Raw genomic sequence first — 19,856 nt, 5'->3', positions numbered from 1 at the left:
AGCCACCGTGGCCGGCAGCAATCTGCTTACCCTGATCGATGACATCGCCACCCTGCTCGACGACGTGTCGCTGATGACCAAGGTGGCGGCGAAGAAGACCGCCGGCGTGCTCGGCGACGACCTCGCCCTCAACGCCCAGCAGGTCACCGGCGTCAACGCCGACCGCGAGCTGCCGGTGGTCTGGGCGGTGGCCGTGGGGTCGCTGCGCAACAAGCTGATCCTGATTCCCGCGGCCCTGCTGATCAGCGCCGTCGTGCCCTGGGCGGTGACGCTGCTGCTGATGCTCGGCGGCGCCTACCTGTGCTTCGAGGGTGCCGAGAAGCTCGCCCACAGGTTCCTGCATCGCGCCGACGACACCGAGGAACATCGCCGGCGGCTCGCGGCGATGGCCGATGCCACGGTGGACATGCGCGCCTTCGAGCGCGACCGCATCAAGGGCGCGATACGCACCGACTTCATCCTCTCCGCGGAGATCATCGTGATCACCCTGGGCACCGTGGCCGGGGCGACGCTGACCCAGCAGATCGCGGTGCTGACGGGCATCGGCATTCTGATGACGGCGGGGGTCTACGGGCTGGTCGCCGGTATCGTCAAGATCGACGACCTGGGGCTGTATCTCAGTCGTCGCAACGGCGCGGCGGCGTCGCTGGGGCGCGGCCTGCTGGCCGGAGCGCCCTGGCTGATGAAGGGGCTGTCGGTGGTCGGTACCCTGGCGATGTTCCTGGTCGGCGGCGGCATCCTGAGCCACGGCGTGCCGCTGCTGCATCACCTCGTGGAGGGGGCGGCCGAGGCCGAACTCGGCGTGCCCGGCCTCGACGCCCTGATTCATGGCCTCGGCCCGTCACTGTTCAATCTGGCGATCGGGCTGGCGGCCGGCGCGCTGGTGCTGGCCGGGGTGACTCTCGTCCAGCACCTGCGGCGGCGGGGCGGCTGAGCCTTCGGTCGGGCAGGCGTCGGCCACCACCACGCGGTTGCGGCCGTGGTGCTTGGCGGCGTAGAGCGCCCGATCGGCCCGGGCGACGGCATCCGCCTGGCAGCCGTGCGGGTCGGTCACGGCAGGCAGCACGACCAGCCCGATGCTCAGCGTGATCGACAGCGTCAGCGGCGTCTTCGTGTCCGGTACGCTCAGCGTGAAGGGATGCCCGGCGATGGCGCGGCGGATGCGCTCGGCGAGGTCGCGGGCCTGGGCGGTGGTCATCGCGGTGGTGAGGATGGCGAATTCCTCGCCGCCGATACGGGCGAGGGCGTCTTCCTGCCGCAGCTGCTGGCGCAGCCGCCGGGTCAGCAGCCGCAGCAGCTGATCGCCCGCGGGGTGCCCGTGGCGGTCGTTGACCGGCTTGAAATGATCGATGTCGAGCAGCAGCAGGTGGGGGGCGCGGTCATCGGTCGGATCGCGGGGCGCCAGCTCGGCAAAGCGTCGGTCGAGACCGCGCCGGTTGAGCAGGCCGGTAAGCGCATCGTGGTGAGAGGCGATCAGCGCCTGCTCTTCCTGCCGCTTGCGCTGGCTGATGTCGATCAGCAGCCCGGCGATGCTCAGCGGCCGGGCCTGCTCGTCGTAGGTGATGTCGGCAACGATCTCGCTCCAGGCGTACTCGCCGCCGGCGGTTCGCACCCGGGCGTCCTGGCGGCAGTGGCTCGAGCGGTCGTGCAGGGCCTGGCGCAGCTGCCGGAACAGGGCGGCGCGGTCCGCCTCGAGGATGCCCTCCAGCAGACGCCGCAACGGCACGTGCGGGTAGGTCTCGGGGTAGCCGAGGCGTCGCCGCAGCCCCTGTGAGCACCAGGGGGCGCCGCTGACGAGGTCCAGCTCCCACACGCCGCAGTCCGTGACCTTGTGGAACAGCTCCAGCTGGGAGGAGCGGCTGGAAAGCTGCTGCCGGTAGATGCCGGAGGCGATCAGCTCGGCCGCCAGACCGAGCGCGTCGAGCCCCGGGCCCTTCCAGTCGACGGCGCGCTCGCAGTCATCGATGCCCAGCGTGCCCCACCACTGGCCGTTGACCAGAATCGGCACCGTCGCCATCGACCGGATCGACTGGCTTTCGAGGTTGTCGCGCAGCGACCCGGGCGGCAGCGCGGCGGTGATGGTGCTCTGGCTCTGGCCGCGCCGGCGTTGATCGACCAGCGTCAGGAACTGCGGGTCGTCGAACAGGGTGGCGAAGAAGCGGAAGCGGCGCTGGGTCAGCTGGCGGAAGCGCGGTCCGGCCGACCACTCGAACACATAGTCCTGAACGATGGCGTCGTCCTGAAGGTCGATCAACTGGAAGATCCAGACCCGGCTGGCCCCCGTGGCCTCGCCGATGCGGGCCAGCAGCTGCTGGACGCCATCGGTGAATCGGGCCGTTTCCGCCAGGGCCCGTCCCCCTTGCGAAAGGGCCGCGAGCAGTTCGGTGGTGTTGTTCATCGGGTGGGTTCCGCGGCGCAGGCGATTGTTGTTGGTCGTTGTTCATGGAAGTCTAAGAGGCCGGTCGACGCTTGCCAATGTCGGCGGTCGCCGTTATCGACCCGCGAGGAACCATGAATACCGTCTGGACCCTGCAGCGCCTGCTGCCCGACTCGCCCCATGTCGCCACCGTGGCGCGCTGGACTCACGCGACCTGGGGGCATCTCGACCCGACGCGCAGTCCTGCCGAACGGCTGGCCGAGACCCACAGTGAATGCGGCGAGGCCGGGGTGCCGTCGGTGTTCGTGGCCCTGGCCGGCGAGACGCCGGTGGGCACGGCGAGCCTGATCATCGACGACATGCCCTCCCGGCCCGAGCTGACACCCTGGCTCGCCTCGGTGTTCGTCCATCCCGAGTGGCGTCGGCACGGCATCGCCTCGGCCCTGGTGAAACATGTCGAGCGCGAAGCGCGGGAGGCGGGGGTGGCGACACTGTATCTCTACACGCCCGATCGGCAGGCGCTGTACCGACGGCTGGGCTGGCTGGCGTTCGAGAGCGTCGACTATCGCGGCGAAACCGTGACGCTGATGGCGCGGAGCCTGGGATGAGTGGCACCGGCGACTCGAGAGGGCGTCATGCCCAGAGGTCGGCGATGTCTCGAATGGCACTGCGTATCCGTATATTCGGCAGGCTTCAGGATGATAGTTTTGCCAAAGGTCGGGCGGCCTTGAGCGCAGGAAAGGACCTGTAGCCCGACCCTGCCATGTCCCAACAGCCAAGGAGAGACTCATGGGAATCCAGATGATGGGCAAGCCGTTCCGTGCCGCGCCTTACACCGGCCTGTCGGACCGGGGCGATGGCTCCCTGATCGACCCGGCCGCCGGTATCACCCGGGATGTCCGAAACGACGACGTGACGGCCTTCGCCGGGCACGCCGACATGGCTCGGGGCGCGGCCGGACGAGGCCTGCATCACGGGCCGGACGATCTCGATCCGCCGGGGCGGATCGTGGCGTCCGTGGCGGCTGATGCCCATGGCGGCGAGCCCGTCCGGTCTGCCGTCAACCAGATGCTGGAAACCCGGCCGGCCGACGAGCACGCCGGCCCGAAGCCGACGGGATCCCCGTCGACGGGGGCTGGCCGCGACAACGGCCAGGCAGGCGGTGATCCGTCGGGCACGCTGGTCATCGACGAATCGGGAACGCTGGACGCCTCGACCTTCGAGGGCCGGCTCGAGGGTATCGATACCCTGCGCTTCACCAGCCACGTGATGGCCGATGCCAGCGACTTCAGCGAGGTCGGCGACATCATCCTCGACAACGGCGCAACCCTGCTCAACCTGGGCAACGAGCAGACCGTCACCGCCTTGAACGGAAGCCTCGACGGCGAGGATGAGCCCCTGGTGCTCCGCGAGGCGGGGCAGGCGGTCGATATCGTCACGGATTTCTCCGGACCGGGCGGGCATGTGGATCCGGACGAAACCCTCGAGCTGGTCGTCGAGCCGACCAGCGAGGAGATTGGTGGCCCTATCCCGTACGAATTGGGCACCCTGACGCTCTCGGGCAATGGCGCCGTCAGCTATGAAGATACCGGGCGGGGCTTCGAGAATATCGACGCGTCGTCATTGACGGGCGGCCTGACCTTCTCGGGCCAGACCTACGTCTGGGAGCATGTTTTCCTGGGCGAGGGCGCCGATACGCTGAACATGGCCGGGAAGTCCAACTACTATGCCGCCGATGAGATCACGGGGTTCGATGTCGGCGAGGATAGCCTGGACGTGATCAGCGGCGAGTTCGGCGATGTGAAGGTGATCGAGCCCGATACCCAAAACTGGGACCGAGACGCGTTGATGAATGCCGAGCACCAGGCAATCGAGGTCTCGGGCGAGAATGGGGGCGCCTACGTGGCCTTCGAGACCGACGACAGCACGCGTATTCTCGGGGATACGGAGGGCAGGAGAACGGGCTTTCTCAGCGATGGTGACTTCTCGATCAAGCTGGTCGGCACCACGGGGTTGACGGATATCCTGGCTGCCGAAGGTTCACTCTAGCGGTGTAAACCCATCAGGTTGTTCACGGAAAGGCCCCGCCGGCTGATCTGGAGGGTAGTAATCCAAGCTGACCGGCCTGCCGGAAGGGGGATCCCCGCCCTGAAGGGAGCTTGCGGGAGGGGATTCATCCCCGACAGCGGTGTCTCGGTGGCGCGCTCATCGCGACTGAAGTCGCTCCCACGGCCAGACTGCGGATGAACAACCTACCGAGAGACCACATCTAGCCGCCTCTATCGCCCCGGGAATTGACTTCCCGGGGCGTATTCCTGAAGGGCCTGGCCCGCTGCCCTCGGCGAGCACGACGAGAGGGTCATATTTCCGATGAAAGACCGGCCCGGTGAGGGGCCGGCACCCGGGTCTGATGCGTCAGCGTTGCCTCGATGCGCGAGTAGAGGGCCCGCAGCTCGGGCGGCAGCTCGCTGACCGCCTGGCGCTGATCGATGTAGTAGGCGCGGCGCAGGCCGTGGAAGGTCACGGGCTCGCCGACGCAGGTGAAGCGCAGGCCGTGGATTGCCAGCCGCCGCGGCAGGCGGTGCTGCATCATGGCGAAGACATGGTGCCGGCCGGCCAGGCCGACCAGCGCCGTCGCCGCCAGAAACAGGCCGACGCCGATCAGCGCAAAGCCGGCGCGCTCCTCGGCCGGGAACAGCGAGGGGGCGGCGGAGTGGTCACGTGTCTCGGCGCGGTGGCGGAAGACCGGGGAGATGGCCAGACGAGAGATTTCGCAGAGACGATCGCGCGGCAGGTAATCTGGATGCAGCACGGGGTGCGTCAGGCTGTCCCGGCAGTGTGCCTCCAGGGGCAGGCGGCGCAATGGCTCGGGGCCCTCGGTCAGGGACGGTACCAGGCGTACGCAGCCCGCCGGGATGCCGCTCGCGCGATGCTCGAGCAGCACGATCAGGGAGGCCGTATCGTGGTCGTCGTACTCGAGGCGAGCCTCCGGGTCCTCGTGCATCCGGTAATCGAGTTCCCGGCGAAAGACGGCATGACGCAGGGCATAGGCCCGTTCCCGCAGGACGGAGGTAGTGGCTAGGTGGAAATCAAACGTGGCCTCGAAACGATCCAGTGCATTCACGACAAGTCCCTTTCAGGAAGGGGCGATGAGCCCCGGTTGGTTGTGATTATGGTGAGTCTTCCGAACCGCCCTGCACGTACTCGGTCGCCGGGGAGCGGTCGACATCGATGACGTCCGCCACCGCCATGGGGCGGCCGATGTAGAAGCCCTGGGCATAGGTGATGCCGTAGGCGGCGAGCAGCGGCAGCATGCTTTCGCGATCGACGAACTCGGCGATAGTGCGCTTGCCGAAGCCGTTGGCGATGTCGGCGATGGCCTTGACGATCAGGCGGTCCTCGGGGCTGTCGATCAGCTTCTGGATGAACGAGCCGTCGATCTTGATGTAGTCGGCGGGCAGTTGACCCAGGTAGTGGAAGCTGCTGAAGCCGACCCCGAAGTCGTCGAGTGCCGTCCGGCAGCCCAGCTCGCGGATGCCCTGCAGGACCCCGCGGGCGGTGGCGAAGTCGGTGACCGCGGCGGTTTCGGTGACCTCGAGGATGAGCCGCCGCGGGTCGGCGCCGGAGGCCGCCAGGGCGTCGGCGAGGAAGCCGGTCAGCTCCGGGTCGTGGAGCGACTGGCCGGACAGGTTGACCGCCAGGCTGATGCCGCGCCGCTGCAGCCGGGCCAGCAGCTTCAGGCCGTGACGCAGCACCCAGCGGTCGAGCTCGACGATCTGCCCGCTGCGCTCGGCGATGGGGATGAACAGACCGGGCATCACCGGGTTGCCGTTGTCGCCGTGCATGCGCAGCAGGGCCTCGTAGTGGCGGACGCTGTTGTCGGCGAGATGCAGGATGGGCTGCAGGACCAGCTCGAAGTCGTCGTCGCGCAGCGCCTGGCGGATGCGTTCCACCCAGTAGACGCGCTGCTGCAGCTCCTCCCGCGAGCGGTGCACCATTGACAGCTGATGCCAGCGCTGGCTGCCGTTTTCCTTGGCCTTGTACATGGCCAGGTCGGCGCTCGCCATCAGGTCGGTGGGGGTCAGCCCGTGCTCGGGATAGAGCGCGATGCCGATGCTGCCCATGGCCCGATGGCGGCGCCCGGCGACCGAGAAGTCGATCATCTCGAGCACCTGGATGATGCGTCGGGCCACGTGGCCGGCCTGGGCCTCCTCGGCGTTCTTGAGCAGAATCGAGAACTCGTCGCCGCCCAGTCGGGCGATGACCGCCTCGCCGCCGAGCTCCCGCGACAGCGCCTCGGCGACCAGCTTGAGCAGCTGATCGCCGGCGTTGTGGCCGCTGAGCTCGTTGACCTCCTTGAACTGGTCGAGGTCGATGAACAGCACGGCGCCCCGGGCCTCGGGGACCAGGGCCTTCTCGAGGGATTCCTGGAAGTAGCGGCGGTTGTAGAGGTTGGTCAGCGGGTCACGGTGCGCCAGCCAGGACAGGCGCTCCTCGGCATGCTTGCGGTCGGTGATGTCCAGCCCCACCGAAATCAGGGTGCCGGCTGCCTGCCCCTCGCCGGGCAGGGGCGCATGAAACCAGGCGATGGTGCGCCGCTCGTCGTCGGGGGTGACCAGCGTGCCCTCTTCCTGGCCGGGGCACGCCAGCGTGTCGGGAGACTGGGCGACCCGGAAGCAGGCCGAGAACGGCTGGCCCAGCAGTTCTTCCCGCGGGCGTCCCGAGAGGGTTTCGGCGAAGTGGTTGACCAGGGTGATGCGACCGCGGGCGTCCTGGGTGAGGATCAGCACGTGCGCGGTATCCAGCAGCCCGGCGACGAAGTCGCGCTCCTGGCTCAGCTCGCTCAGACGCTGGGTCAGCTCCCGGTCGCGGCTGGAGACGGTGTGCTCGAGGGTTTCCAGCTGCTCGGCCAACTGCAGCGTGGTGCGTTCGAGGGTGTCGATCTCGTCGGTATACAGGCGCCCCCCGGGCGGCAGGGCCTCGCGGACCCGGGTGAAGTCGCGCCGCGCCAGACGGGGCAGCAGGGTGGCCAGCAGGCGCAGGCGGGCCATGGGGCGCCACAGGATCAGCAGCAGCAGGGCCTCGGCCGCCAGCCAGCCGACCAGCGCCAGGCCCAGGATGTGGCGGGTGTCGCGACGGATGGCACGGACCTGCGGGGTGATGTCGGAGAGCATCACCAGATAGCCGGTGGAGGGGAAGCGGGCGGCGTCGTCCAGGCCGAACGCCGTGAGCTCGTAGGTCCGCTCGCCCTGCTCGAAGGTCCAGGGGCGATCCGTCAGGCGCGACAGCGGTATGCGGTTGGCGGCCTCGCGCAGCACCGGCATGCTGCGCTCCTGGTTGGTCAGGGTGAGCAGCGCGCCCTGCCAGGGCGACAGGTAGCGATCCGGGTGAGGGTACAGCGACGCCTGCGGCGAGACGATCAGCCGCGGTGGCCCGCTGACCAGCAGGGCCACGTCGCCTTCGCTCATGTGCTGCGCGACACGGGTCAGGTCGGCCAGCGAACGCGAGAGTACCACCACGCCCACGCTCGTCCCGCGTGACAGCACCGGCACCACGGCATACTGACGACAGTCGCGCACGCAGCGCAGCTGGGTCAGCGGCTGCTCGTCCTGCATGACGGTGCGGGTCCACTCCGCCAGCGGGGGATCGTCGCCGGGCAGCGGCTGGCCACGCTGGCCGAGCAGGGTGCCCCGGGCATCGAGCACGCTCAGCGCGTCGACGCCGACATCCAGCTGCAGCGTGGGCCAGAAGGGGTCGATGGCCAGCGATACCCGGGTCGGGCTGCCGGAGCGCACGGCGCCGCCCAGATTGTCCGACGCCGCCGCCAGGCTCGCCAGCTGGGCCAGGGTACCGGCGGACTTGGTCGTCGTCAGGCGGTATTCGCGCTGGCGGGCCTGGTAGATGGTCTCGCGGGACTGGCGAAACTGGTCGGTCAGGCTCTTGTGGCCGATGAACGTGAACAGCGAGGCGATACCCAGCAGCAGCAGGCTGGACAGCACGATGGCGCGCCAGGTCAGGCTGAAGCGGGGGCGGTCGTCGCTAGCGGTTCGGTGTCGCATGGGCTGCATCGTCCATCGGGTTCACGAGGCGTGTCTCGGTTCAGAAACGCAAGGAGGCCTGAAACAGCAGCAGGTTCCAGTACTTGGCCGGGGGCGGCGAGGTGGCGGTGGCGGGCAGCCAGGCCGTGCCCTCGATGTGGTGCCACTCCGCGGCCAGCATGAAGCGCGGGGTGGGCTGCCAGCGCAGGCCACCGGTGGTGTCGCGGGCGTAGCGCGCATAGGCCGGCCCGCCGCGGGCGGCGGCGAAGGCCGAGCCGTCGCGGTCGTCGCGGTCGCTGACCAGGCTGTCGTAGCGCAACAGCCACTGCCAGTCGTCGGCGAAGCGTCGGGTGTACTGCACATACCAGCTCTCGCCGACCTGGCTGGCGTTGTAGGCCGGGTTGGCGAAGCCATCGAGCGCGATGCGGCGCAGCGCGTACTCCGCGGTCAGGCTCCAGAACGCGTCGTTGTACTGCACCGAGACGATCCACGGCTGGAAGTGGAAGCGGCCATCGTCGAGCGCGGCCGTGCCATGCTCGTAGCCGGCGCGAACATCGGCGGCGCTCAGCGCGGTGACCCAGTGGCCGCCGTCGTCCTCGAACAGCACCTGGCCGATATAGGAGGTCCGGCCGTCGAAGGAGCCCGGCCAGTCGGCGAGCCCCAGGGTCGCGTCGAGGTCGTTGCCGGTCTGCGGCTGCCCGATGCCGGCCTGGAAGCGCAGGGTGCCGGCGTCCAGGTATTCCTCGTCGTAGAGCGAGACACCGTCGGCGGCCAGTGCCAGCGAGCGGGTTCTCTCGAAGTAGATCGACTGGGGCAGCAGGATGCTGGGGCGGGTGAAGGCCACGTCCCGGGTCTGGTTGTAGAAGCCGAAGGGATTCTTGAAGCGGCCCAGCTGAATGCCCAGGCGCCGGTCGCGGCTGGAGAAGGCCTGGTAGTCCACCACGCCATGGTCCAGCACGGGGCTGGCATCGCCATCGCCGTTGCGGCGGCTGAGCCACTGGGCCGAGACGAGCACATCGCGACGCGGACGCAGGGACAGGTTGAGGCCGAGTTCGGTGTAGTCGAAGCTGCCGCCGCCCTGGCTGCTGGGGCCGAAGAGGTCGTTGTCGTCGCTGATCAGCCAGGCCTGGCTGAGAAAGCCGTGCACCTGAAAGGTGTCCATGACGTCACCGGCGCGGGACGCGGAGGGCAGGGCGCCGGCCAGGGCCAGCAGCAGTCCCGCGATGCGGCGTTCAGTTCGCCAGCGATATGACATGCACGCTGTCCTCCAGGTGGTCGCGTTCGAGATAGCCGATGGCGCCGGGGGTCGTGGCCACCTGGTGCAGCATGGTCTGCTGATCGTCGGCCTGATGCGGTGCCTGCCCGGTGCCCGAGAAGACGGCGCGGTCCCAGGCCAGTTGCAGCTGATGGGGGTAGACGTTGAGCCGTGACTTGACGAAACGCTTGTGCACGGGGTGATCGCCCGGCAGCACGTAGACGTCGACGCTGCGGCCGTCCGGCCAGGTGCGCTGGCGCATGGCGAAGATGGCGCGGGCCATGTCGTGGGAGAGGGTGTCTATCTCGACATCCGGATTGGCGATCACCACCACCTCGTCCGCGCCGGCCACGCCCCCGGGCAGCCAGAACAGCCACAGCCACAGCCACCACCAGGCGCGCCCTCGGCCGACCGGCAGGTGGCGAGAATCGGGGAGAACGCGGTCGGCGCGATATCCGGCCGCTTGCCGCGCGGCGGAAATGGCGTGTCGTGTGCTCCCTGCCCGTCTCGAGGTCATGCCGCGATTCCGTCGCCCCATCGTCGTGTCGTCGTCACGTGCTGCTCCCGCCCAGGTACTTTTTTCATACTAGCGTGTCCCGGGAATTCGTCATCAGCACAGGTTTTTTATCCGGATTGCTGAAGAAAAGGCCTGCTGAATGCCCCGACATTTTTTATGAAAATGGTTAAGTAAACTTCAGGGTTTTTGTATTGAGTTTCCCCTTCGCCGGGTAACGGCTTTTCTCAGTCGGGAGGCTAGAGGATGACAAGATAAGGGGGTGTCGGCAATATTATGAAGTGCTGTGGATAAAAAAAATCACATGGGTTAACAGGCGCGGCCGCCCCGGCTGACGGGAGCGGCAACGAGGGTCGGCGTCGCCAGAGCATGACGCGGGTCAACGCGCGTCACGGCGGGCCTGACTAGACTCGGCGAGTCGGGAGCGAACCTTCGGGAGGCCGCCATGCGCGCGATGCAACTGCAACAGCTCGGTAGTGTGTCCCGCCGGGGGGCGCTCCTCGTGTGTCGCGAGGTGCCGGAGCCGAGCCCCGGCCCGGGTCAGGTGCTCATCGAGGTGGCGGTCTGCGGTGTCTGTCACACCGAGCTCGACGAGATCGAGGGGCGGTTGCCGCCGCCGCATCTGCCCGTCATTCCGGGACATCAGGTCGTGGGGCGCATCATCGGCGTCGGCGAGGGCGTGGATCGTCGGCGGCTCAATGAGCGCGTCGGCGTCGGCTGGATCGCCTCGGCCTGCGGCGACTGTCCGGCGTGTCGGGAAGGGCGCGAGAACCTGTGCCCCGAGTACACGGCCACCGGGTGCGATGTCGACGGCGGCTATGCCCAGCGGATGGTGGTGGATGCGCGCTTCGCCTGCCCGATGCCGGAGACGCTGGATGCCGCCGAAGCGGCGCCGCTGCTGTGCGCGGGGGCCATCGGCTACCGTGCCCTGCGTCTGGCGGCGCTCGACAACGGCGAACCGCTGGGCCTGACCGGCTTCGGCGGCAGTGCCCATCTGGTGCTGCAGATGGCCCGGCATCGCTATCCGGATTCGCCGCTGTACGTCTTCGCGCGCAACGCCGCGGAGCGGGAGTTCGCCCGACAGCTGGGGGCACACTGGACCGGACATACCCATGAGCGGCCGCCGCGCCCGCCGGCGGCCATCATCGACACGACCCCGGCCTGGGAACCGATCGTCGCCGCGCTCGAGTATCTGGCGCCGGGCGGGCGGCTGGTGGTCAATGCGATTCGCAAGGAACGCCGCGATCTCGAGGCCCTGCTGGGGCTGGATTACCCGACGCATCTCTGGCGGGAAAAGTCCCTGCAGTCGGTGGCCAACGTCACGCGGCGGGATATCGTCGAGTGCCTGGCGCTGGCCGCGGAGATCGGCCTGCGGCCCACGGTGCGCTGCTTCGACCTGGAGGACGCCAACCAGGCGCTTCTCGAACTCAAGACCCGCGCGGTGCGCGGGGCCAAGGTACTGCGAATCGGTTCCTGATTGCGCCACTGCCGCGCCGGACCGTCAGGCCCGGCGCGGCGTGAATCACTGGATGTCGAGGCGCCGGCGACGGGCTTCCCGCAGCTTGGGAAGGACCAGTTCCAGCATGCCGTCCTTGAAGGAGGCGCTGGCGTTGTCGGCATCGATGTCACCGGGCAGGGTCAGCGTGCGAGCGAAGGACGACTGGGCGATCTCGCTGCGATAGAACTCGCCGTTTTCCTCCTCCTCGGTGCTCTTGTGCTCGCCCTTGATGGTGACTCGATTGTCACTGATCGACACGTCCAGCTCGTCGCGCGAGATGCCGGGGATCTCGGCACGCAGCACGAATTCGTTGTCGCGTTCGATGAGGTCGACCCGCGGTGCCCGCGGGGCGGCAAGGTCGAAGCGGTCCCAGGCCTGGCGTTCCCGGAACAGCGGACGCATCCAGCCACGATCGAAGAAGCGCTCCAGCATGTGGTCGAACTCCTCGAAGGGGGTGAGTGCCTGGCCACTCGAGCGCGGCGTGGGCGATGACTCGCGTGCGGGCGTGGCTTCCTTCATCTCGCTGACGTTGCTCGTGTCACTGCTTGGCTTGGCCATGATGACCCTCCCGCCATGGTGGCGATCCGGAAAAGGTGAACGGTGTGAACAAGCCCTTGCCGGCTTGCGGATAAAAGATAGTCACGGGACGCAGGGAGGTGGCTTGATGGGCGTCAAGACTCGGTCGTGGCGGCCGGTGAATCGCGGCGGAAGATGACAGGGCGCAAGGCTCTGCTACCTTGAGGAGGCGATCCGGGAGCAGCAGGCTGCAGGAGGTGACATGCGCTACGAGCTCTACTACTGGCCGACCATTCAGGGGCGCGGCGAGTTCGTGCGTCTGGCGCTCGAGGATGCCGGTGCCGACTATATCGACGTGGGCAACGCCTCGGATGCCGGTATCACCGAGATCAGCGAGTTCCTGGACGGCGAGAGCACGCTCTACCCGCCGTTCGCGCCGCCGTTTCTCAGGGCCGGCGAGATCCTCGTCTCCCACGTGGCCAACATCCTGCAGTTCCTGGGGCCGCGGTTGGGGCTGGTGCCCGAGGGTGACGCGATCCGGCTCTGGGCCCACGGGCTTCAGCTCACCGTGACCGACTTCGTCGCCGAGATCCACGATGTCCACCACCCGATCAGTTCCGACGACTACTACGAGGCGCAGCGCGATACCGCCCAGGCGCGCGCCGAGGCGTTCCTCGAATCACGCCTTCCCCGCTTCCTCGGCTATTTCGAGCAGGTGATCGCGCAGAATCCCGGCAGCGACGACTGCCTGGTGGAGGGCGGGCACAGCTATGTCGACCTGTCGCTGTTCCAGGTCGTCAGTGGCCTGCGTTATGCCTTTCCGCGGGCCATGGAGGGCGCGATGCCCAATCACCCGGGCATCGCCGCGCTGGTCAGCCGGGTCGCCCGCCGCGAGCGCATCGCCGCCTACCTGAGTTCCGAGCGCCGGCTGCCGTTCAGCGAGCAGGGCATCTTTCGCCACTACCCCGAGCTGGACTCGCCACCGCCGACCTAGCCGGAGCAACCCGGCGGTGCGGAAGTACCCCTGCGGTTTTTTCGCGCCCCGACTGGCCACGGACCGCCCAACGATGGTAGAACGCCAGCGTAGGTCGGCCGGGTCGCGCACAACAACGCCAATCCATGACTCGCCGAGCATCCCCTCGGGCTCCGGGCTTTCAAGGTATCAGGACTGGCATGTTTCTCGACGATTTCCATACGGTGGCGGAAGGCTGGATCCGTATCACCGCCGCGCAGGCGAGCCGCTTCGCCAAGCAGATGGCCGGTGACTACAACCCCCTCCATGATGCAAAAGCGCGACGCTTCTGCGTTCCCGGTGACCTGCTCTTCGCGCTGGTGCTGGCGCGTCACGGGCTCTCTCAACGCATGACCTTCCACTTCCGCGGCATGGTCGGCGACGACGTTCCGCTGGCGGTCGAGGAACACGACGATGGCACGCTGCAGGTGGTCGATGCCGCCGGCAAGGCGTTCCTGGTGGTCGAGCGTGGCGGTGCCATCAGCCACGATGACGTCGCCATCGAGGCCTTCACCCGCCGCTACATCGCCTTTTCCGGGCGCAATTTCCCGCATTTCCTCAAGCCCCTGCTGGAGGAAAACGGCGTGATGTTCAACCCCCGGCGGCCGCTGGTGATCTACGACAGCATGGGTTTCACTCTCGACGCCTTGCCCGATGCCAGCCTGGCGGTGGAGTTCGACGGGGCCTCGTTCGAGGTCCAGGGCAAGCGCGGCGAGGCCCGCCTGGCCTTCCGCATGACCGCCGGCGGCGAGCCGATCGGCACCGGCGCCAAGAAGCTGGTGGTCAGCGGGCTGCAGCCCTACGACGCGACGGTGATGGACGAATTCGTCGAGGCCTTCAACCGGCGCAAGGCGCAATACGAGGCGTCCTGACGGCGTGCTCTGAAGACGGCTTGTCGGGGTCCCTCGCCCCGGCCGGGGCAGTCGCTGCTATGGTGGAGGGCTGCACCACGGGTCCCGAACGGCCATCCATCAGGAGGGAAACGTCATGACCGTATCGTCCAGTCTCTGGGACATGACGCTGGCGGGCTTTCGCGATGCCATCGAATCGCGCTCCACGCCGGGCTGCGGTGCCGCCGCGGCGGCCTCGGCAGGGCTCGGGCTGGCGCTGGTGCTCAAGGGGCTGCGCATCACCCGGGGCAAGCACGACGATGCGCCGGACGCCATGCACCGGGCGATCGAGCGCGCCGACGCGCTGCTGGCCCGGCTCGGCGACTACGCCGACGAGGACGTCAACGCCTTCGAGGCCTATCTGGCGGCCGTGAGGCTGCCCCACGACGACGAGGCCGCAGGCGAGCGGCGTGAGCGGGCCATCGCCCACGCCGCCGAGCGGGCCAATGCCGTGCCGCTGGGAGCCGCGCGGGTCTGTCGCGAAGGCCTGGCCCTGAGCGTCGAGGTCCTGGCGCTCACCGATGCCAACCTGCAGAGCGATACCCGCGCCGGCGCCTTGATGCTGCACTCGGGGCTGAGCGCGCTGCTGCTCGGTGTCGACGCCAATCTGGCGAGTCTCGATGACGACACCGAGCGCGAGGCGCTGACCCGTACGCGAGATGATCTGCAGGACGCCGCCGATCGCTGCCGCGACGAGCTGCTGCGGCAGGGCGCCCGGTGACAGGACAGACCTGACGGGCAAGGCCCGAATGAGTGACTACGCTGGTGAGGAGTGAGCGGCGTCGTCATGAAAGTGCCGCTCCAGGGAAGACCTTCACCCATGGCAAGGAGCCAGTCATGTCACTCCATCACGGCAGGCATTGTTCGCATTGTTCTTCCCTCGGCGCGGCGGGCGCCATCGGCCTGGGGCTGGTGGCCGGCGTGGCCGCGGCGGCCGGTGTGCTGGCGGGGCGCAGGGCCGCCACCACCGCGCGGCTGAGCCGGGGCCATCCGCGCAAGCATCGCCTGCTCGACGCCGCCTCCAGCACCCTGCAGCGCAAGATTCCGCTGGAGGCCATGAGCACCTACCTCAACGGCTTTCACATGTATGCCGACGACATGGGGCGTCAGGTCGAGGCTTCGCACTTCTGCAGCCATCTCGAGCCGGACCTGCACCAGTGCGTGATCTTCGATTCCAACCGGCCCGACGCGCGGCTGATCGGCATCGAGTACATCATCAGCGAGGCGCGCTTTCGCGCCCTGCCCGAGGAGGAGAAGCGCCTCTGGCACAGCCATCACTACGAGGTGAAGTCGGGCCTGCTGGTGGCGCCGGGTATTCCCGAGATGGCCGAGCATGCCTACTTCGAGGATCTGGTCACCACCTACGGCAAGACCTTCCACACTTGGCAGTACGATCGCGACGATTTTCCCTACGGCGTGCCGCAGCTGATGATGGGCTTCACCGGGGACGGGCAGGCCGATCCTGCGCTGGTGGCGGCTCGTGACCGGCGGCTGGGCATCTCGACCGACTGGCGGCGCCAGAAGCGCAGCGATATCCCCGAACCGGTGGTGGCACCCGGAGCCAACAGTTGGGAGAGCGGGCGTATCGTGCAGACCACGCTGGAAGATCGCCCTTTCAAGCGGTGAGTACGGGTCGGCCGGGCCGGTAGTCAGCACGTGACGGGATCGTCATCGCGCGGTCCCCGGGCTGTCATCTGCGTCGTGGATACTCCGGTCAGCGTTACGACACGGAGGAGAACGCGACATGACCTTGACTCGCAGAGACTTTCTCGCCCGGGGCTCGCGCCTGGGACTCGGGGTGCTGGGCGGCAGCCTGCTCGGCGCCCCGGCGATCGTGATGGCCGAGGCGCGGCGGCCGCAGGTGGTGTCCGGCGCGATGAGCGGCGACATGCTCGACGATCGGGCGATGCTCTGGGGCCAGGCGGACCGCCCGGCACGGATGTGGCTCGAGGTGGCCGACAATCCCGAGTTCCGCGGTGCCCGGACGCTGCCGTCGCTGGACGTGCTGCCGGACACCGACCTGATCGGCAAGGTCGATGCCACCGGGCTGGGCGGCCGGGACACGCTGCACTATCGGCTGCGCTTCGCCGCGCTGGGCGATGAGCGCGCCGTCAGCGAGCCGGTGACCGGCCGGTTGCGCCTGCCGCCACGCCAGCCGCGCGACGTGCGCTTCGTGTGGTCTGGCGACGTGGTCGGCCAGGGCTGGGGCATCGACGAGTCGCGCGGCGGCATGCGCATCTTCGAGACCATGCGCCGCCAGCAACCGGACTTCTTCATCCACTCCGGCGACAGCGTCTACGCCGACGGGCCGCTCGAGGAAACGGTGGACCTCGGCGGTGGCGAGCTCTGGCGCAACCGGGTCACCCCGGCCAAGCGCAAGGTCGCCGAGACCCTGGCCGAGTACCGGGGGCAGCACGCCTACAACCGACTCGATGTCAACTATCGGCGTTTCACCGCCGAGGTGCCGATGCTGGCCCAGTGGGACGACCACGCGACCCTCAACAACTGGTATCCGGGCGAGATCCTCGACGACCCGCGCTACACCGAGACGAACGTCTCGCTGCTCGCCGCCCGCGCCCGCCGGGCCTTTCTCGAGTATGCGCCGATCCGGCTGGCGCCCGACGCGCCGCAGCGCATCTACCGGCGCTTCGCCTATGGCCCCGGGCTCGAGGTGTTCATGCTCGACATGCGCAGCTACCGCGGCCCCAACAGCCACAATCGTCAGGACACCGCCTCCGACGACACGGCCTTTCTCGGCGAGACCCAGTTCGCCTGGCTGCGTCGGGCGCTCAGGGAGTCCACCGCGACCTGGAAGGTGATCGCCGCCGACATGCCGATCGGCCTGAACGTGCCGGATGGCGATAATTTCGACGCGGTGGCCAATGGCGACGACGGCCAGCCGCTGGGGCGCGAGCTGGAACTGGCCCGGCTGCTCAAGGCGATCCGCGACGACGGCATCCGCAACGTGGTGTGGCTGACTGCCGACGTCCACTACACCGCCGCCCATCACTACGCGCCGGAGCGTGCCGCCTTCCGGCAGTTCGCGCCGTTCTGGGAGTTCGTCACCGGCCCGCTCAACGCCGGCACCTACGGACCCAATACCCTCGATGCCACCTTCGGCCCCGAGGTGGTGTTCAGCAAGGCGCCGCCCGACGGCCAGTCCAACCTGCCGCCCTCGGCGGGCTACCAGTTCTTCGGCCAGGTCGATCTCGATGGCGAGAGCGAGGCGCTCACCGTGACGCTCAAGGACATGGACGGCACGGCGCTGTACCGGAAGATGCTGGAGCCGCAGCGCGCACCGGCCTGACGGCAGCCTGCCATCGCCCGACAATCGCAGGCGGCGGTGCCTGGCGATGGTCGAGTGGCGGGTCACCGCGTTGGCTCGCGCCACTCGGTCAGCCAGAACAGCACGCCGATCAGCCCGAACGCCGCGCCCAGCGCGCAGGCCCCGGTCCAGCCGGCGAGGGTGTAGAGCCAGGCCGCGCCCGCCGAGCCCAGCGCGCCGCCCAGGAAGTAGCAGGTCATGTAGGCGGTGGTGATGCGGCTGCGGGCTTCCGGGCGAATCTGGTAGATGGCGCCCTGGTTGAGGATCTGGTTGCCCTGCACGCCGATGTCGAGCAGGACGATGCCCAGCACGATCGCCGCCAGCTCATGGGCGAAGAGGGTCATGACCCAGAAGCTCAGCGTGATCAGACTCAGGAAGCTGCCGGTGCCGACCCGCGACAGGCCGCGATCGTGAAGACTGCCGGCGACGTTGGCGCACAGCGCGCCGGCGGCGCCGAGCAGGCCGAACAGCCCGATCACGGAATCACTGTAGCCGTAGGGCGGTCGGGCCAGCAGGAAGGGCAGGGTGGTCCAGAAGGCGCTGAAGGCGGCGAAGCCGGCCGCGCCATAGACGATGCGCCGGCGCAGCAGGGGTTCCTCGCGCATCAGGGTCAGCACCGAGGCCAGCAGCGCCGCGTAGGACAGTGAGGTCTGGCCCGGTTCGCGCGGCAGCAGGCGGGCCAGCAGCAGTGCCTGGCAGACCATCACCCCGGCGGCCAGCCAGTAGACCGCCCGCCAACCCAGCGCATCGGCGAGCCCGCCGGACACGGTGCGCGCCAGCAGGATGCCCAGCAGCAGCCCGGTCATCACCCGGCCCACCACGCGGCCGCGCTGGTCATCGTCGGCCAGGTGTGCGGCGAAGGGCACCAGGATCTGGGCCACCACGGCGGTCAGGCCGGTGGCCAGGGCACAGAGAATGAACAGCTCGATGCCGGGCGCCAGGGCGGTGCCGGCCAGGGCGACGGCGGTGGCCAGCGACACCGTGACGATCAGCCGCCGGCGCTCGAGCAGGTCGCCCAGCGGCACCAGCAGCACCAGGCCGGTGGCGTAGCCGAGCTGAGTCATGGTGATGATCATGCCCGCCGTGCCGCGCGATACCGAGAAATCCCGGGCCAGGGTATCGAGCAGCGGCTGGGCATAGTAGATGTTGGCCACCGCCACCCCGCAGGCCAGTGCCATAACGAAGGTCAGCAGGGCGTTGGGACGCAGGGCCGTCCCGGGTGTTTGCATGTCGGTCACGTTGCTGGTCTCCGCCTCAACCGTGCTGGGTGTCGTCGCCGCTCACGTCGATGTCCACCTCGACCATCATCCCGGGCCCGATCTGCTTGACCGGCCCGTCGTCGAGGGCGATGCGTACCGGGATGCGCTGGGTGATCTTGGTGAAGTTGCCGGAGGGGTTGGGGTCCGGCAGCAGCGCGAACTGGCTGGTGGCGGCGCGGCCGATGACCGTCACGTGGTCGTGGAAGGGCCGGTCCGGGTAGGCGTCGACGGTGATGTCGACCGGCTGGCCGACGCGCAGCTCGCCGATGTCGGTTTCCTTGATGTTGGCCTCCACCCACAGCTTGTCCGGATCGTGCATCATCAGCAGCGGCTGACCGGCACTGACGTATTCGCCCGCATCGACCAGCGTCTTGTTGACCACGCCGCCGATCGGGCTGGGCACCGTCAGGTCGGCGATGCGCAGCTTTTCCTGCGACAGCCTGGCCCGGGCCTGGGCCAGCTCCTGCCTGGCCACCTTCAGCTGGGAGCGCAGCACCGAGGGGTTGGGCAGCGGCATCTGCGTGAAGCCCACCTCGGCGTTGTCGGCCTGGGCCTGGCTGACCGCGACTTCCTGCTTGGCCTGACGATACTCGGCCTGGGCCGCCAGATACGCATAGTAGTCCGCGTCACGCTGCTGCTGCGACACCGAGTGCTTGGCGAGCAGGGCGTCGGAGCGCTGATAGTCCTTGCGCGCCTGCACCAGCCGGGCCTTGGCGGCGGCCATGGCGGCCTTGCTGGCGGTCAGCTCCTGATGGGTCATGTTCAAGCCGCCCTTGAACTGCTTCTCGGCGAGCTTGAGCCGCTCGCGCTGGTAGTCGAGCCGCGCCTGCATGGCGGCCACCCCGGCCTCGAGGGTCTTGAGCTTCTCCTCGTCCGGGCGGCTGTAGAGATGGGCCACCGTGTCGCCCTTGTCCAGGCGGTCGCCCTCGATGATGGAGAAGTCGGTCACCCAGCCTGCCAGGCGGCTGCTGACGGTGACCTGGTCGGCCATCACCCGGGCATCCTGGGCGCTGACGTGGGTCATCCGGTGGTGGATGGCAAAGCCCCCCCAGACCAGCACGGCCAGCACCACCAGGGCCAGCAGCGTCAGCTTGGTGACCTTGCCGGGGCGGCGGGAAACGGCATTCGACGTCGACGATGTCATGATGGCGGAATCCTTGAACGAACGAATG

17 protein-coding genes are annotated in these 19,856 nt (G+C 68.4%); 9 read left to right on the top strand and 8 right to left on the bottom strand.

Going from position 1 to position 19,856, the window contains the following annotated elements:
* Nucleotides 1-7: 7 nt before the first annotated feature.
* A complete protein-coding gene (locus G7A98_RS01645; RefSeq protein ID WP_163647735.1) occupies nt 8-934 on the top strand; it encodes a DUF808 domain-containing protein in 927 nt (308 codons plus the stop codon).
* On the opposite strand, the gene G7A98_RS01640 is transcribed toward G7A98_RS01645, so the two are convergent.
* On the bottom strand, nt 842-2,398 hold the full coding sequence (locus tag G7A98_RS01640; protein WP_163647734.1) for a diguanylate cyclase: 1,557 nt from the start codon (nt 2,396-2,398) through the stop codon (nt 842-844). The two genes, G7A98_RS01645 and G7A98_RS01640, sit on opposite strands and share 93 nt — an antisense overlap.
* 113 nt (nt 2,399-2,511) lie before the next feature.
* On the opposite strand from G7A98_RS01640, the gene G7A98_RS01635 reads away from it, so the two are divergent.
* Complete coding sequence (locus G7A98_RS01635; protein WP_163647733.1) at nt 2,512-2,985, top strand: GNAT family N-acetyltransferase; 474 nt, start codon at nt 2,512-2,514, stop codon at nt 2,983-2,985.
* Nucleotides 2,986-3,166: 181 nt separating this feature from the next.
* On the top strand, nt 3,167-4,426 hold the full coding sequence (locus G7A98_RS01630; RefSeq protein ID WP_163647732.1) for a hypothetical protein: 1,260 nt from the start codon (nt 3,167-3,169) through the stop codon (nt 4,424-4,426).
* A gap of 310 nt (nt 4,427-4,736) precedes the next feature.
* Here the strand turns inward: G7A98_RS01630 and G7A98_RS01625 are convergent, their stop codons facing one another.
* Genes G7A98_RS01625 through G7A98_RS01610 form a run of 4 tightly spaced genes read right to left on the bottom strand, consistent with a single transcriptional unit; the run spans nt 4,737 to nt 10,187 of the window.
* On the bottom strand, nt 4,737-5,501 hold the full coding sequence (locus G7A98_RS01625) for a PEP-CTERM/exosortase system-associated acyltransferase (RefSeq protein WP_163647731.1): 765 nt from the start codon (nt 5,499-5,501) through the stop codon (nt 4,737-4,739).
* A 46-nt stretch (nt 5,502-5,547) separates the two neighbouring features.
* Entirely contained in the window at nt 5,548-8,436 is a 2,889-nt protein-coding gene (locus G7A98_RS01620; RefSeq protein WP_163647730.1) for an EAL domain-containing protein, read from the bottom strand.
* Nucleotides 8,437-8,476: 40 nt separating this feature from the next.
* Nucleotides 8,477-9,670, bottom strand: coding sequence for a hypothetical protein (locus tag G7A98_RS01615; RefSeq protein ID WP_240464647.1), 1,194 nt, complete (start codon nt 9,668-9,670; stop codon nt 8,477-8,479).
* Entirely contained in the window at nt 9,648-10,187 is a 540-nt protein-coding gene (locus G7A98_RS01610; RefSeq protein WP_224415481.1) for a substrate-binding domain-containing protein, read from the bottom strand. The genes G7A98_RS01615 and G7A98_RS01610 overlap by 23 nt, the downstream gene beginning before the upstream one ends.
* A gap of 442 nt (nt 10,188-10,629) precedes the next feature.
* On the opposite strand from G7A98_RS01610, the gene G7A98_RS01605 reads away from it, so the two are divergent.
* Complete coding sequence (locus tag G7A98_RS01605) at nt 10,630-11,661, top strand: zinc-dependent alcohol dehydrogenase family protein (protein ID WP_163647729.1); 1,032 nt, start codon at nt 10,630-10,632, stop codon at nt 11,659-11,661.
* 45 nt (nt 11,662-11,706) lie between these two features.
* Here G7A98_RS01605 and G7A98_RS01600 read toward each other — a convergent pair whose 3' ends face one another.
* Complete coding sequence (locus tag G7A98_RS01600) at nt 11,707-12,240, bottom strand: Hsp20/alpha crystallin family protein (protein WP_163647728.1); 534 nt, start codon at nt 12,238-12,240, stop codon at nt 11,707-11,709.
* Nucleotides 12,241-12,460: 220 nt separating this feature from the next.
* Between G7A98_RS01600 and G7A98_RS01595 the strand changes: the two genes are divergently transcribed.
* The 5 genes from G7A98_RS01595 (at nt 12,461) to G7A98_RS01575 (ending at nt 17,407) form a co-directional block, all read left to right on the top strand.
* Nucleotides 12,461-13,192 (top strand): glutathione S-transferase, encoded by a 732-nt coding sequence (locus G7A98_RS01595; protein ID WP_163647727.1) that lies wholly within the window; start codon nt 12,461-12,463, stop codon nt 13,190-13,192.
* A gap of 179 nt (nt 13,193-13,371) precedes the next feature.
* Nucleotides 13,372-14,082, top strand: a complete 711-nt coding sequence (locus G7A98_RS01590) for a DUF3581 family protein (protein ID WP_163647726.1) — start codon at nt 13,372-13,374, stop codon at nt 14,080-14,082.
* A 115-nt stretch (nt 14,083-14,197) separates the two neighbouring features.
* Complete coding sequence (locus G7A98_RS01585; protein ID WP_163647725.1) at nt 14,198-14,821, top strand: cyclodeaminase/cyclohydrolase family protein; 624 nt, start codon at nt 14,198-14,200, stop codon at nt 14,819-14,821.
* 116 nt (nt 14,822-14,937) lie between these two features.
* The gene (locus G7A98_RS01580; protein ID WP_163647724.1) at nt 14,938-15,726 is read left to right on the top strand and encodes an OBAP family protein; all 789 of its coding nucleotides are present in this window, start codon (nt 14,938-14,940) and stop codon (nt 15,724-15,726) included.
* A 118-nt stretch (nt 15,727-15,844) separates the two neighbouring features.
* A complete protein-coding gene (locus tag G7A98_RS01575) occupies nt 15,845-17,407 on the top strand; it encodes an alkaline phosphatase D family protein (RefSeq protein WP_163647723.1) in 1,563 nt (520 codons plus the stop codon).
* A 62-nt stretch (nt 17,408-17,469) separates the two neighbouring features.
* On the opposite strand, the gene G7A98_RS01570 is transcribed toward G7A98_RS01575, so the two are convergent.
* Together G7A98_RS01570 and G7A98_RS01565 are read right to left on the bottom strand one after the other, a co-directional pair.
* Nucleotides 17,470-18,654 carry an MFS transporter gene (locus tag G7A98_RS01570; RefSeq protein ID WP_163647722.1) on the bottom strand — a complete coding sequence of 395 codons (1,185 nt, stop codon included), beginning with the start codon at nt 18,652-18,654 and terminating at the stop codon, nt 17,470-17,472.
* 25 nt (nt 18,655-18,679) lie between these two features.
* The gene (locus G7A98_RS01565; RefSeq protein ID WP_163647721.1) at nt 18,680-19,828 is read right to left on the bottom strand and encodes an HlyD family secretion protein; all 1,149 of its coding nucleotides are present in this window, start codon (nt 19,826-19,828) and stop codon (nt 18,680-18,682) included.
* Nucleotides 19,829-19,856: the final 28 nt, after the last annotated feature.

Source organism: Modicisalibacter sp. 'Wilcox', from assembly GCF_010993675.1.
GTDB lineage: Bacteria > Pseudomonadota > Gammaproteobacteria > Pseudomonadales > Halomonadaceae > Modicisalibacter > Modicisalibacter tunisiensis.
The sequence above is the reverse complement of the archived record's forward strand: the minus strand, read 5'-3'. Positions and strand labels throughout refer to the sequence as shown.

Excerpts from the sequence above, each read along its gene's own strand:
- G7A98_RS01640 (WP_163647734.1), bottom strand. The coding sequence starts at position 2,398 with ATGAACAACACCACCGAACTGCTCGCGGCCCTTTCGCAAGGGGGACGG.
- G7A98_RS01635 (WP_163647733.1), top strand. The coding sequence starts at position 2,512 with ATGAATACCGTCTGGACCCTGCAGCGCCTGCTGCCCGACTCGCCCCAT.
- G7A98_RS01630 (WP_163647732.1), top strand. The coding sequence starts at position 3,167 with ATGGGAATCCAGATGATGGGCAAGCCGTTCCGTGCCGCGCCTTACACC.
- G7A98_RS01620 (WP_163647730.1), bottom strand. The coding sequence starts at position 8,436 with ATGCGACACCGAACCGCTAGCGACGACCGCCCCCGCTTCAGCCTGACC.
- G7A98_RS01615 (WP_240464647.1), bottom strand. The coding sequence starts at position 9,670 with ATGTCATATCGCTGGCGAACTGAACGCCGCATCGCGGGACTGCTGCTG.
- G7A98_RS01610 (WP_224415481.1), bottom strand. The coding sequence starts at position 10,187 with ATGACCTCGAGACGGGCAGGGAGCACACGACACGCCATTTCCGCCGCG.
- G7A98_RS01605 (WP_163647729.1), top strand. The coding sequence starts at position 10,630 with ATGCGCGCGATGCAACTGCAACAGCTCGGTAGTGTGTCCCGCCGGGGG.
- G7A98_RS01600 (WP_163647728.1), bottom strand. The coding sequence starts at position 12,240 with ATGGCCAAGCCAAGCAGTGACACGAGCAACGTCAGCGAGATGAAGGAA.
- G7A98_RS01595 (WP_163647727.1), top strand. The coding sequence starts at position 12,461 with ATGCGCTACGAGCTCTACTACTGGCCGACCATTCAGGGGCGCGGCGAG.
- G7A98_RS01590 (WP_163647726.1), top strand. The coding sequence starts at position 13,372 with ATGTTTCTCGACGATTTCCATACGGTGGCGGAAGGCTGGATCCGTATC.
- G7A98_RS01585 (WP_163647725.1), top strand. The coding sequence starts at position 14,198 with ATGACCGTATCGTCCAGTCTCTGGGACATGACGCTGGCGGGCTTTCGC.
- G7A98_RS01580 (WP_163647724.1), top strand. The coding sequence starts at position 14,938 with ATGTCACTCCATCACGGCAGGCATTGTTCGCATTGTTCTTCCCTCGGC.
- G7A98_RS01575 (WP_163647723.1), top strand. The coding sequence starts at position 15,845 with ATGACCTTGACTCGCAGAGACTTTCTCGCCCGGGGCTCGCGCCTGGGA.
- G7A98_RS01570 (WP_163647722.1), bottom strand. The coding sequence starts at position 18,654 with ATGCAAACACCCGGGACGGCCCTGCGTCCCAACGCCCTGCTGACCTTC.
- G7A98_RS01565 (WP_163647721.1), bottom strand. The coding sequence starts at position 19,828 with ATGACATCGTCGACGTCGAATGCCGTTTCCCGCCGCCCCGGCAAGGTC.